Below are 12,592 nucleotides of genomic sequence, written 5' to 3'. Positions count from 1 at the left end.
CCTTTGTGAAAGTGGGAGCCCGTATTGCTTCTTCCCCTCGCATTGATCGCCGGCGCGCATGCAGGTCCCGTCGCCGACCCCGATCCCCCGCGCCCCGCGGCGATGGTGCGCGTGACCTTCGACCGCAAGGGCGAGATCGCAATCCTCACCCGCGGCTTCGCCGATGTCGCCGCGGGCCGGCCGGTCACCGCGGACGATCCGGTGCGGGTCGCCTCGATCTCGAAGCTGGTGGTGAGCATCGCCGTGATGCGGCTGGTCGAGCAGGGGCGGCTCGATCTCGATGCCGATGTGTCGCGGCTGCTTGGTTGGCGCCTGCGCAATCCAGTGTTTCCCGACGTGCCGATCACCTTGCGGTTGCTGCTGTCGCACCGATCGAGCCTGGTCGACGGGATCGACTATGTCCTGCCGCTCGACGCAGACATGCGCACCGCGCTGGCCGACCCAAAGGCATGGGACGCGTCGCATCCGCCGGGGCGCTGGTTCCGCTATACCAATCTCAACTTCCCGGTGATCGCGGCGGTGATGGAGCGCGCCACGGGCGAGCGGTTCGACCGGCTGATGGACCGGCTGGTGCTGCGGCCGCTGAAGCTGCAGGCCTGCTATAATTGGGAGAGCTGCGCCGCGCCGGTCGCTGCCCGGGCGGTGGTGCTGTACCGCGAGGGCAAGCCGGTCCGCGACGACAATCGCGGCGCGAAGCCCGTCTGTTCGGTCACGCCCGCCGCCGATGGCAGCTGTGACCTGGCGCGCTGGCGCGCCGGGGCGAACGGCGCGATCTTCTCGCCCCAGGGCGGGCTGCGCATCTCGGCGCGCGATCTGGCGAAGATCGGACGGCTGCTGCTCGGCCGCGGCACCGTCGACGGCGTGCGCATCCTGTCGCCGCGCAGCGTAGTGCTGATGTCGACGCCATCATGGACCTATAATGGCGCGGGGGGCGAGGGCGCCAATGGCGATATCGGCGCTGACTCCTCAGTCGATGCGCCGACCGGTGGCTTCACCTGCAGCTATGGCCTGGCGGTGCATGTCCTCGCGACGCCAGTCGCGGGCTGCCATGACGATCCGTTCGGCGACGGGGTGCGGCGCTTCGGCCATTCGGGCGACGCCTATGGGCTGAAGTCCGGGCTGTGGGTCGATCCCGTGTCGGGCACCGGCGTCGCCTATTTCGCAACCGATGTGCCGACCGACCGGCCTGGCCGATCGGCCTTCACCCCGACCGAGGAGGCGCTGGCGTCGCCGCGACGCTGAGCTCCAGCACGAAGCAGGCGCCACCCGCCTCCGCCTCGCCCAGCCGGATCGACCCGCCCGATGCCTCGACCAGCGAGGCGACGATCGACAGGCCAAGGCCGGTGCCGCCCTCGGGCCGGCGGGTGGTGAAGAACGGCTCGAAGATCCGCTCGCGGTCCGCCGGGGCGATGCCCGATCCGTCGTCGCACAGGGTGAGGACGACCCGGTCGCCCTGCCGCTCGCCGGTGATCCGAAGCAGGTGCGCGCCGGCCTGGCGGCTATTCTCGGCAAGCGTGGTGACGATCGCCTCGATCGTATCCTCGGGCATCGCGACGTCCAGCGGCTCGGGCAGCGCGACGGTGATGCGGAAGGCGTCGCTGCCCATCGCATCAGCCACCCGCGCCAGCACCGCCGACAGCGGCGTCGCCGCCGCCATGTCGTGCCGCGTCATGTCCGCCCGCGCCAGTTCGAGCAGCCGCGTCACCAGCGCCGACAGCCGCTCCGCCCCGGCGTCGGCGTTCGCCAGGAAGCGGCGGCGCTCCTCCGGCGACATGGTCTCGTCATGATCCTCGAGCAGCTCGATCGCGCCGCGAATGCCGGCCAGCGGCGTCTTGAACTCGTGGCTCATCGCGTGGGCGAAATCGCGCAGATAGCGCGAGCGGCGGTCGATGGCCTCGGCCATCGCGGCAAAGTCGCGGTACAGGCCCTGGATCTCGATCGCCGCGGTCGGCGAGGCTTCCGGCACGCTTCCGCGCCCTTTCGCCAGATCGCGCGTCGCCGCGCTCAGCGCCTCGATCGGGCGGGCGATACCGCGCGAGATCAGTCCGCTCAGCACGATCAGCGTGATCAGGATCAGCAGGACGCCCAGCGCGATCTTGCCGCGATCGTCATACATGCCCTTGAACAGCGTGCGCGCCGATCGCGACAGGAGCAGCACGCCGACCACGCGGCCCTCGACGATGATCGGGCGGGTGTGGTCGATGCGGATCGCCGCCGCGCGCGACAGCCATTCCAGCTCATAGACCGGGCGATAATTGCCGCGTCGCCGCAATACGGTATCCGATTTGCCCGCAAGCGCGGCGCGGATTTCGGGGAGCGCGGCATAGCTGCGGCCTGCCTCGGCGCCGTTGACCACCCGGCCATTGGCGTCGATCAGCGTCAGCGAGGCAGCGGTCGTCTGTCCGGTAACGGCAAACACCGGCACCAGCCGCGCGGCGGCGCCACTGGCGTCGGCCCGCACGGTTCCGCCATCCGCCACGCCCTGCGGCCGGACGCCCAGGATCGGCGTGGCGTTCAAATCGATCCGGGGAAGTTCGGGGTGATAATCCTGCTCGTCGGGAGCGGCGAGCGGCGGCGCGCCCGGCCAGACGGCGCGCGCGGTCGCGACAAGCGCGGATCCCTGCGCGATCAGCTCCGCTTCGGTCTGGCGCACCAGCGTATTCTCATAGACGCGCAGGAACACCGCGCTGATCCCGGGCAGGGCTGCCACGAAGAACAAGGTCGCGAACAGGATCGTGCGCAGTCGCAGCGGGGGCCAGCGCCGCTTGATCGCCTCCTTCAGCCGGCCGATCACCCGCCGCCGCCGGTACAGGGGCCAAGCCGATAGCCGATGCCGGCGCGCGTCTCGATCACGTCGCTGCCGCCCACCGCGCCGAACTTGCCGCGCAGGTTGCGGATATGGCTGTCGATCGTGCGGTCGGTCACCGCGAAACTGGGGCCGTGCAGCCGGTCGATGATCGCATCGCGGCTGAACACCTTGGTCGGCGTGCCCGCCAGCAGCTTGAGGATCGAGAATTCGGTGACGGTCAGTGCCACTTCGCTGCCCGCCCAGTCGGCGCGCCACCCGTCGAGATCGAGCGACAGCCGGCCGTGGCGCATCGCCGGTTCCGCCGCCTCGACCGCCTCGCGCTGCCCGCCCGTGCGGCGCAGGATCGCCATCACCCGCGCCACCACCTCGCGCGGGCTGAACGGCTTCACGACATAATCGTCCGCGCCCAGCTCGATCCCCAGCACCCGGTCGATCTCGTCGTCGCGCGACGACAGGAACAGGATCGGCACGTCGCCCTCGGCACGCAGCCGCCGGCAGACTTCCAGCCCGTCCATCCGCGGCATGTTGATGTCGAGCACGACCAGGTCGGGCGCATGGCTGTGCGCCATCGCCAGCGCCTGCTCGCCATCGGGCGCCTCGATCGACTCCAGCCCGGCCTTGGCCAGCGCGAAGACGAGGAGTTGTCGGATATGGGGATCGTCATCGACGACGAGGATGGTGCGGGACATTGCCGGCGGGATCATCATCATCGCGCGGCTCCCGTCAACGGCGAGGGTGTGGGGGAGGGTGCGGGTGGCGCCTCGGCCGCGGGCGCAGGGGTGGCAGCCTCGGGCGATGCGGCGGGCTCAGGCGATGCCTCCGGCTCCGGCGGCACCGGCGGCGGTGCGGGATTGGGCGTGCCGTCACAGCCGCGGCCCCATCGTGCCTCGGCCGGTGACGGAGGCTTCGGTCCCAACACGGCATCGACCGCCGCCAGCCTGCGGGCGTTGCGCCAGGTCCAGCTGTGCCAGTCCGACTGGCTGTACTCCACGCTGTTCAGGATATCGCTGCGCACGGCGCGGATGCGGTCGCGCAGGGCCGGCGCGGTGGCGCGCGTCTCCAACTCGGCAAGCGCAGTCAGTGCCGACGGCCCCTGCTGGCGCAGGTAGCACAGGTCGAGATGCTGTCCGGCGCCGCCGACCTCTCGCGCATGCCGGACGTTCCAGTGCGCCGCGATCGCGCCGAGATCGGTCGCGCATCCTGCCGCCAGCACCAGCCCGGCGGCAAGCGCATTGCGGTTGATCAGCCAGGACGACGACTTGCCGGCCAGCAGTCGCCAGCAGATCAGCACGAGTCCGACCGCGACCAGCGCCATCCACGCCAGCGCGGCGATGCGCAGCTCGGTCAGCGAGAAGGCGCGGACATAGTCCCAGGTGCGCAACATCGACGACGCCACCAGCAACAGATTCTGCGCCACCCACAGCGCTACCAGCGCGCGGATCGCCGGACGCTGCGCGCTCTCGCTGCCGGGACGCAGCACGGTCAGCACGAACAAACCGGCCAGCAGCGCGGTCGCGATCAGCGAATAGGCGCCGCGATGCGCATAATCGGCCAGCGTGACCTGCCCAGGAAGCGGCGCGGCGCTCCACAGGAAGACGATGTCCGACAGGTTCTGGAGCGCGAAGATCGCGTTGAAGGTCAGCAGCGACAGGGTGATCGACACCGGCGGCACCTTCAGCCAGCCATCGCCCAGGCTGAGTTCGCGCAGCTGGACCCGGGTGGCGAAGGGATGGGGACGCAGCGTCGGCCAGACGGCCAGGCCGATCAGGCCGGCAACAAAGGCCTGGGGGATCAGCCCGAGCGGCGAGGCAAGCTCGACCTGCTGGAGCATCGCGCCGATCAGCGGATTGGCCCCCGCGAACAGCGCGACGAACACCGCCCCGCCGATCACCGGCAGCGCCAGCACCGCCGCCACCTGGGCGATGCGCGTCTTGCGCCGACGCGTCCGCATCTTCGCCAGCCGCTTCGCATCGAGGATCGGACGCGCCAGGCCATAGCCGGTCGCGAAGACCAGCCGGTTGCACCAGCGCCAGGCATCGTCGAACCGCCGGCGCGACAGCAAAGCCGCGCTGCCGATCGCCGTCCAGAACAAAGTCCATTTGGCAAGCCCGGGAGCATCGACCAGCGTGACGGCGAAGAACAGCGCGACCAGCACCGCGATCATCGCCTGACGGCTGCGCCGCACCGGGCGAACCGCCACCACCAGCGCAGCCGCCCATGCAAGCGCGAACCCGCCGAGGGTGGCCCCGATCCACTGATTGTAGAACAACCAGCTGCCCAGGATCATCAGCAGCCCGGCGGCCACTTGCTTGATCGCGAAACTCCCTCGCGCCGCACCTGCCAATCGCATCCCGACCATCTCCTTCATCCGGAGACGGCAATCGCCGGGGCGGATCGAGAGCCGATCGTCGGCGCGGTGAGATGTCGGTGCAGATTCGGTGCAGGCGCCCAAAATCCTCTCCCCGGAGGGAGAGGGGGACCAGCCGCAGGCTGGTGGAGAGGGGGTTCCCCCAAGCAAGACCTGCGTGGTGCGGAAACTCCCTCTCCACCGCTTCGCGGTCCCCCTCTCCCTCCGGGAGAGGATTTTTCAGTGTCGTCAACCGCTTGGCGGCGCGGTCCCGGGGAGGGGCCGGGGGGAGGGACCGCGCCGCCGCTGGCCGGTCAGCGGATGACCGCGGACCGGCAGCTTTCGTAGAGGAACCAGGCGCGGCGCTCGGTCTCGTCGATCCACACCTCGATCAGGCTGGCGGTGGCGACGTCATGATAGGTGTCGCACAGCTCGTGCACCCGGCGCATCTCTGCGACCAACTGCTTGTTGTCGCCATGAAGTTCGGCGAGCATGTCCTGCGGATCGACATAGGCCTCGTTATTGTCGAGGATGCGCTGGCGCCCCGCGATGTCGGAGATCGATCGGATCGTGGTCCCGCCGATCTTGCGCGCGCGCTCGGCGATCACGTCGGTCATCGCGAAGATCTGGTCGCCCTGCTCGTCGAGCAGCAGGTGCCAGTCGCGGAAATTCGGGCCGCTCATGTGCCAGTGGAAATTCTTGGTCTTCAGATATAGTGCGAAGACATCTGCCAAAAGCCCGCCAAGGCCTGCAGAAATGTCGCGGGTCGCGTCCGCGCCCAGATCGGTCGGCGTGCCCAGGAAACGCTCCGCGAGTGACACCGTGTTCGACATCGTCTTTCTCCTCATCCGGGGCAGGGTCGATGTCCTGCCGACAGGACAAGAGATACGGACCGTTCCGGCCGCGCCAATCCAAACCAAGGTTTGGGGCGGGCTGTACGCAAGGCTTAGCGGTCGCGCAGGAAGAGTCGCCGGTTGCCGCCATCGCCGCTCAGGTCGAAGCTCTGGCCCGGCAGGGCGGCGGGGAAGCGATCGGGCGCGATGCCGCGATCGGCCAGCGTCCGGGCGAGGAGCGTCGCGGGCTCCTCGCGCGCCTCGTCGGTCAGCTGCAGGCTGCCCCAATGGATGCCGATCGCGCTGCGCGCCTCCAGGTCGGTCATCATCCGCACCGCTTCCTCGGGGTCGGTGTGCTGGTCCGCCATGAACCAGCGCGGGGCATAGGCGCCGATCGGCAGCAGCGCGACATCGGCTGCGCCGCATCGCTGGCGCATGTCGCGGAAGATCGCGCCGTCGCCATAGCCGGTGTCGCCGGCGAAATAGAGCCGCCCGGCGGAGCTGTGGAGGATGAAGCCGCCCCACAATGCCATGCGGCGGTCGCCCGGGCGGCGGGCGGACCAGTGGTGCGCAGGCACGATATCGGCATGGGCGCCCCCGGGCAGATCGATCCGGTCCCACCAGTCCCCGGCGACCACGCGCGCCTCCGGCACGATCCGCCGGACGATGGCGTCATTGCCCAGCGGGGTGACGATCAGCGGCCGGTGCGCGGCGTGCAGCCGGCGCAGCGTGTCCGCGTCGAGATGATCATAGTGGTTGTGCGACAGCAGCACCGCGTCGATCGGCGGTAGCTGGTCGAACGCCACGCCCGGCGCGGTCACCCGCCGCGGCCCGGCGAAGCGCACCGGACTGGCGCGGTCCGACCAGACCGGATCGGTCAGCAGGTTCAGCCCCGCCGCCTGGATCAGCAGCGTGGCATGGCCGACCATCGTGATCCGCAGCCCGTCGACGCGCGCATCCGGGATCGCCTCGGTCACCGCCACCGACTTGGGCCAGGCCGCGGCCTTCTCGCGCAGCTTCCACTGCATCACCTGGTGCAGCGAGCGGTCGGTATCGGGATGGCCCGGATTGAAGAAGCGCAGCCCATCGAAATGATCGGTGACCGGGCCCTGATAATAAGGATTGGCGCGTGGCATCTGGCGATCGGTCCCCTTTGCCGCCCGAGATGGGGGCAGGGCGGCGCGACCGCCAGTGCCGGCCGGTCAGCCGTCGACAAAACGCGGGATCGGCCCCCATTGCGGGGTCTGGTCGGGCAGGTCGACCTCGACCTCGTCGATATAGCACCAGCCCCAGCCCTGGGGCGGGTCATAGCCCTCGATGATCGGATGACGGGTGGCGTTGAAATGGGCGCGCGCGTGGCGGTGCGGCGACTGGTCGCAACAGCCGACATGGCCGCAGCTGCGGCACAGGCGCAGGTGGACCCAGGGACTGCCGATCTTCAGGCATTCCTCGCATCCTTTCGCGCTGGGGGTGACATCGGTGATGGTCATGCTGTGTCGGCACCCGGTCATCGCATCCTCCTGAAGCAGTACATGCCCTATCCAAACCGCTCCGATCGCCCATGACTATCATATCAAGGTCTGACCGAACGCCGGGTCGCGCCAAACCTGAGTATGATAGTCGCTCGCCCGGCATCGGCGGATAAGGGCGCATTCCCACCGTCCCGGCGGCAGGCAGAAGGGCCAGGCGATGCGCATGACGAACGGCTTCACCCCATCGGCGACCGGAGCGGTCGCGGTCCTCCCGCCGATCGGCGATCCGACCGCCGCGGACGAGATGAACCACCGCATCGCCAACAGCCTGCAACTGGTGATGGCGATGGTCTCGGTCGAGGCGCGGGCGGTGCTGGACCCGCATGCCCGCGCGGTGCTGCAGATGACCGGCCAGCGGATCGGCGCGATCGCCAATGTCCACCGCCATCTGTACCGCAGCCATGCCGCCACCCATGTCGCGCTCGGCGACTATCTGGAGGAACTGGCCGGGGATCTGGAGCAGGGATGCGGACAGGGCGCGGTCGGGCGGCAGGTCATGGTCGATGCCGATGCGGTGGTGGTGCCGCCCGATACGGCAAGTTCGATCGGCGTGCTGGTGTCCGAACTCGTCGCCAATGCCTGCAAATATGCCTATGCCGCCGATGCGCCCGGCGACATCCGCATCACGCTGACCGCGATGCCGTTCGGCGGCTATCGCCTCCAGGTCGAGGATCGCGGCGCCGGCCGGGGTGACGGCGCGGCGCGGGGCAGCGGCATGGGATCGCGGCTGATCGAATTGATGGCCGCCCGGCTGCGCGCGGCGCATTGCTGGCAGGACGCCCGGCCGGGCACCCGCTTCGTCCTGATGTCCGGCCGCCCATGAGCGATGCGACGCCCGCGCGGTTGCGCAATCGGGCCGGATCGTTCAGCGTCGAACCCGTCTGGACGCGCTGGGCCGGACCATGGCGAGGGGCTGACATGACGCGGAACGGGTGGCCGGTGCGATGGGAAGTCGCCGCGGCAGGACTGGCGGCGATCGCCATCTTCACCCTCGACGTGCTCAGCCCGCTCCAGGGCGCGATCGCGGTGCTGTACATCACCGTCGTGCTGCTGGTCGCCCGGCTCAACCGCCGCGATCCGGTGGTGGTCGCCGGGGTGGTGTGCGTGCTGCTGGCGGCGCTCGGCTATGCCGTCAGCCATGGCGACGAGCCGCTGGACGGCGCGGCGATGCGCCTGACCGTCAGCCTGTTCGCGATCGCCATCACCACCATCCTGTCGGTGCGCGACCGTTCGGCGCGCGACACGCTGGCCGAACAGGCGCGCACGCTCGAACTCACCCATGACACCGTCATCATCCGCGATGCCGCCGATCGCATCCTCTATTGGAACGAGGGCGCCGAGCATCTCTATGGCTGGCGGCGCGACGAGGTGATGGGCCGCCGTGCCGCCGACGTGCTGCAGACCCGTCTGGACGGGCGGGGCGAGGGCCCGGATCGAACGATGGCCGATGGCGGCAGTTGGTCGGGCGAGATCAGCCGGGTGCGCAAGGATGGCGAGCGGATCGTGCTCGCCAGCCGCTGGCTGGCCCGCAACGACAGCCGCGGCCGCGCGATCGGGGTGATCGAGACCAGCGCCGACCTGACCGAACAGCGCCGCGCGGCCGAGGCGCGGCGGCGCGCCGACCTGCGCTATCGTTCGATCTTCGACGCCGCCGGCTTCGCGATCATGGAGGTCGACTGGCAGATCGCGGCCGACATGGCGGCATCGGGCGCGCCGGTCGACGAAGGCTTTGCCCGCATCGTTGCGGACCAGTCGCGCGTCGGCGACGCCAATCGCGCGGCGGCGCAGATGTTCGGCCTGTCGGATCGCGAGCAGCTGGTTGGCGCACTCACGGTCGCGCACCATACCCAGCACGGGGTCGAGACGCTCGTCCAGATCCTGGCCGCGCTGCTGGCAGGCGAGACGATCGTCGAGCGCGAGACTCGCTTCCTGCGCGCCAATGGCGAGCCGATCGACGTCGTGCTGCGCGTCACGCTGCCCCATGGCGAGGATGCGTGGCGCCGGGTGCTGGTGATGGCGATCGACGTGACCGAGCGCAACCGGACCCAGGCGCGGCTGGTCGAGGCGCAGGCCGAGCTGACCCATGTCGCGCGGATGACCACGCTCGGCCAGCTGGCCGCGTCGATCGCGCATGAAGTCAACCAGCCGCTGTCGGCGATCATCACCTATGCCAAGTCGGGCAAGCGCTGGCTGAAGCAGGAGGCGCCGGGGGCGGGGGAGGTTGCCGACTGTCTCGACCATATCGCCTCGAACGGCGTGCGCGCCGCCGAGGTGATCGACCGCGTCCGCCGCCTGGCGCGCAAGGCCGATCCGCGGCACGGCGAGGTCGATCTTGCCGCGATCGTCGAGGAGACCGCCGCGCTGCTCCACCGCGAGCTCGACGCGAACCGGGTCGCGCTGTCGGTCGATCTTCCCGACGCGCTGCCGCCGGTCGCGGGCGACCGGGTGCAGGTGCAGCAGGTGCTGATGAACCTGATGCTCAACGCGGTCCAGGCGATGGCGGGGATCGACCCCGATCGCCGCGCGCTGTGCGTCTCCGCCCGCGTCGAGGGGCCGCTGCTCGCGATCGAGGTGCGCGACCGCGGGCCCGGCATCGCCGGCGAGCCCGAGCATCTGTTCCGCCCTTTCTTCACCACCAAGGACGAGGGGATGGGCATGGGCCTGTCGATCTGCCGCGCGATCGTCGAACAGCATGGCGGCAGCCTGACCGCGGCCAATCATGACGCGGGCGGGGCGACCTTCCGCGTCCGGCTGCCCGTCCCGATCGCCCAGCCCCGGGGAGAAGCCGCATGACCGCGCCCGTATCGCCACCCGCCGCGACCGTGTGCATCGTCGACGACGATGCCGATATGCGCGGATCGCTGAGCAGCCTGTTCCGTTCGACCGGGATGCAGGTTGCCCTGTTCGACAGTACCGACGCCTTCGTCGCCGCCGGCGTGCCCGCGGGCCCAGCCTGCCTGGTGCTCGACGTGCGCCTGCCGGGAGAGAATGGCCTCGATTTCCAGGACCGGCTTGCCGAGCTGGGCATGGCGATCCCGGTCGTGCTGATGACCGGGCATGGCGACATCCCGATGACCGTACGCGGCATGCGCGCCGGCGCGCTCGATTTCCTGCCCAAGCCGTTCAGCGACGACCAGATGCTCGAGGCGGTCGATCGCGCGATCGCGGCCGACCGCGCGCGCCGTGCCGAGGGGGAGGGCGTGGCGAAGCTGCGCGAGCATCACGCCCGGCTGACCCCGCGCGAGCGCGAGGTGATGAGCCTGGTCGTGACCGGACTGATGAACAAGCAGGTCGCGGCGCGGCTCGACCTGTCGGAGATCACCGTGAAGATCCACCGCGGCAATGTGATGCGCAAGATGGAGGCGCAGTCGCTCGCCGATCTGGTGCGCATGGCAGAGGCGCTGGGCGTGCGCGACGCCAGCATCCACCGGTTCGCCACCCCCGCCTGATCCGGCATTTTCTGCGGCAGGTGCGGCCGCCATCCAGGAGTATCCCCAGTGTCCACATCATCAGTCATCGCGATCGTCGACGATGACGCCGGCGTGCGGGGCAGCCTGGACAGCCTGATGCGATCGGTCGGCATGACCACGCGCGCCTTTTGCAGCGCCGAGGATCTGCTGGCGTGCGACGATCAGGCCGAGCTCGCCTGTATCGTCACCGACCTGCACATGCCGGGGATGAACGGGCTGGAGCTCCAGGCCGAGATATTGCGCCGCGGTTGGCTGCACCCGCTGATTCTGATGACCGCCTTCCCGACCGACGCCGCGCGCGATCAGGCGATGGCGGGCGGCGCGCTGGCGTTCCTGACGAAGCCGATCGATCCCGACTGCCTGCTCGACGCGATCGAAGCCGCGGTCCACTGACGGGTCAGCGCCGGCGCAGCACCGCCTTGGCCCCCAGCGCGAAGAAGCCCGCGACCAGGCCCCAGAAGGCCGAGCCCAGCCCCCACAGCGCCAGGCCCGACCCCGCCGCCAGGAAGGTGACGATCGCCGCATCGCGCTCGTCGGCCACGCCCAGCATCGTCTCGATCGACCCGATCAGCGCCGGGATCAGCGCCGCGCCGGTCAGCGCCGCGATCGCCGCGGGCGGCAGCGCGAGGAACAGCCGCACCAGCGCGGGCGCGAAGGCCGCCAGCACCAGGTAGAAGCCGGCATAGATCAGCCCGACCGTCCAGCGCCGCCGGGCATCGGGATGCGCGTCCTGGCTGGTACAGATCGCCGCGGTGATCGCCGCCAGATTGACCGCATGCCCGCCAAAGGGCGCCACCGCGACGCTGGCGATGCCGGTTCCGATCAGCAGCGGTGCCGGTCGCGGCGCATATCCGGCACTGCGCAGGACGACGAGCCCGGGCAGGTTCTGCGACACCAGCGTCACCAGGAACAGCGGCAGCGCGAGGCTGACGAGGGCGCGCACATCCAGCGCGGGCAGGACGGGCGCCAGCGTGCCGAACAGCGGCCCCGGCGGCAGCGCGGTCAGGTCGCCGCGCACCAATGTCAGGACGATGCCGGTGACCAGCACGAGCAGCAGCGCATAGAGCGGTGCCCTGAGCCGCGCGATCAGGAACACCGCAACGATCGCCGCGACCAGCAGCGGATCGACCCCCGCTGCCCGGAACAGCCCGAGGCAGAAGGGCAACAGCACCCCGGCCAGCATCGCCGATGCGACCGATGCGGGGATCCGCTCGGCCAGCCGCCCCAGCGCGGGCAGCAGCCCCAGCACGACCGTCAGCGCGCCCGCCACCGCAAACGCCCCGACCGCGACCGGCCACGCCATCCCCGGCGCGCTCGCCGCCAGCAGCGCCGCGCCCGGCGTCGACCAGGCAAGCACCACCGGCATCCGCAACCGCCACGACAAGAACCCTCCCGCCAGCGCGATCCCCAGGCACAGCGACGTGACCGCCGACGCGGTCTGGGTGACGTCGCCGCCCAGCGTCCGGATCGCCTGCACCACCAGCGCCACCGTCCCGCCAAACCCGATCACCGCGGCGATCAGCGCGGCGGACCAGCTGGGCAGGGGTGGGAGCGAGCGAAGCACGGCTTCCCCGTAGCGGATCATCTTGCGGGTTCAAGTG

12 protein-coding genes are annotated in these 12,592 nt (G+C 70.2%); 5 read left to right on the top strand and 7 right to left on the bottom strand.

From position 1 onward, the window contains the following. Nucleotides 1-24: 24 nt before the first annotated feature. The gene (locus ACZ1H8_RS20370; RefSeq protein ID WP_465179040.1) at nucleotides 25-1,242 is read left to right on the top strand and encodes a serine hydrolase domain-containing protein; all 1,218 of its coding nucleotides are present in this window, start codon (nucleotides 25-27) and stop codon (nucleotides 1,240-1,242) included. Here ACZ1H8_RS20370 and ACZ1H8_RS20365 read toward each other — a convergent pair. The 6 genes from ACZ1H8_RS20365 to ACZ1H8_RS20340 form a co-directional block, all read right to left on the bottom strand. Then, complete coding sequence (locus ACZ1H8_RS20365; protein WP_465179039.1) at nucleotides 1,202-2,794, bottom strand: sensor histidine kinase; 1,593 nt, start codon at nucleotides 2,792-2,794, stop codon at nucleotides 1,202-1,204. The two genes, ACZ1H8_RS20370 and ACZ1H8_RS20365, sit on opposite strands and share 41 nt — an antisense overlap. Beyond that, nucleotides 2,791-3,513, bottom strand: a complete 723-nt coding sequence (locus tag ACZ1H8_RS20360) for a response regulator transcription factor (protein ID WP_465181437.1) — start codon at nucleotides 3,511-3,513, stop codon at nucleotides 2,791-2,793. Before ACZ1H8_RS20360 ends, ACZ1H8_RS20365 begins: the two co-directional genes overlap by 4 nt. Nucleotides 3,514-3,515: 2 nt before the next feature. Continuing rightward, nucleotides 3,516-5,177: a DUF4153 domain-containing protein gene (locus tag ACZ1H8_RS20355; protein WP_465179038.1), complete on the bottom strand. Its 1,662-nt coding sequence runs from the start codon at nucleotides 5,175-5,177 to the stop codon at nucleotides 3,516-3,518. Nucleotides 5,178-5,470: 293 nt separating this feature from the next. Next, nucleotides 5,471-5,989, bottom strand: coding sequence for a Dps family protein (locus tag ACZ1H8_RS20350; protein ID WP_465179036.1), 519 nt, complete (start codon nucleotides 5,987-5,989; stop codon nucleotides 5,471-5,473). Nucleotides 5,990-6,102: 113 nt separating this feature from the next. Next, nucleotides 6,103-7,125, bottom strand: coding sequence for an MBL fold metallo-hydrolase (locus tag ACZ1H8_RS20345; RefSeq protein ID WP_465179035.1), 1,023 nt, complete (start codon nucleotides 7,123-7,125; stop codon nucleotides 6,103-6,105). Between the two features lie 66 nt (nucleotides 7,126-7,191). Continuing rightward, nucleotides 7,192-7,479 carry a UBP-type zinc finger domain-containing protein gene (locus ACZ1H8_RS20340; protein ID WP_465179034.1) on the bottom strand — a complete coding sequence of 96 codons (288 nt, stop codon included), beginning with the start codon at nucleotides 7,477-7,479 and terminating at the stop codon, nucleotides 7,192-7,194. Between the two features lie 199 nt (nucleotides 7,480-7,678). On the opposite strand from ACZ1H8_RS20340, the gene ACZ1H8_RS20335 reads away from it, so the two are divergent. The 4 genes from ACZ1H8_RS20335 to ACZ1H8_RS20320 all read left to right on the top strand — a co-directional run bounded on the left by ACZ1H8_RS20335 (nucleotide 7,679) and on the right by ACZ1H8_RS20320 (nucleotide 11,384). Next, entirely contained in the window at nucleotides 7,679-8,344 is a 666-nt protein-coding gene (locus ACZ1H8_RS20335; protein ID WP_465179033.1) for a sensor histidine kinase, read from the top strand. Nucleotides 8,345-8,439: 95 nt separating this feature from the next. Next, complete coding sequence (locus ACZ1H8_RS20330) at nucleotides 8,440-10,314, top strand: PAS domain-containing sensor histidine kinase (protein WP_465179032.1); 1,875 nt, start codon at nucleotides 8,440-8,442, stop codon at nucleotides 10,312-10,314. Further along, nucleotides 10,311-10,970 (top strand): response regulator transcription factor, encoded by a 660-nt coding sequence (locus ACZ1H8_RS20325; protein WP_110154176.1) that lies wholly within the window; start codon nucleotides 10,311-10,313, stop codon nucleotides 10,968-10,970. The genes ACZ1H8_RS20330 and ACZ1H8_RS20325 overlap by 4 nt, the downstream gene beginning before the upstream one ends. 48 nt (nucleotides 10,971-11,018) lie before the next feature. Beyond that, nucleotides 11,019-11,384 carry a response regulator transcription factor gene (locus ACZ1H8_RS20320; protein WP_465179031.1) on the top strand — a complete coding sequence of 122 codons (366 nt, stop codon included), beginning with the start codon at nucleotides 11,019-11,021 and terminating at the stop codon, nucleotides 11,382-11,384. A gap of 4 nt (nucleotides 11,385-11,388) precedes the next feature. Here the strand turns inward: ACZ1H8_RS20320 and ACZ1H8_RS20315 are convergent, their stop codons facing one another. Then, nucleotides 11,389-12,576: a benzoate/H(+) symporter BenE family transporter gene (locus ACZ1H8_RS20315; protein WP_465179030.1), complete on the bottom strand. Its 1,188-nt coding sequence runs from the start codon at nucleotides 12,574-12,576 to the stop codon at nucleotides 11,389-11,391. Nucleotides 12,577-12,592: the final 16 nt, after the last annotated feature.

It is taken from the genome of Sphingomonas sp. BL-S-25 (genome assembly GCF_055521555.1).
This window is presented reverse-complemented; position numbering and strand designations above follow the sequence as displayed.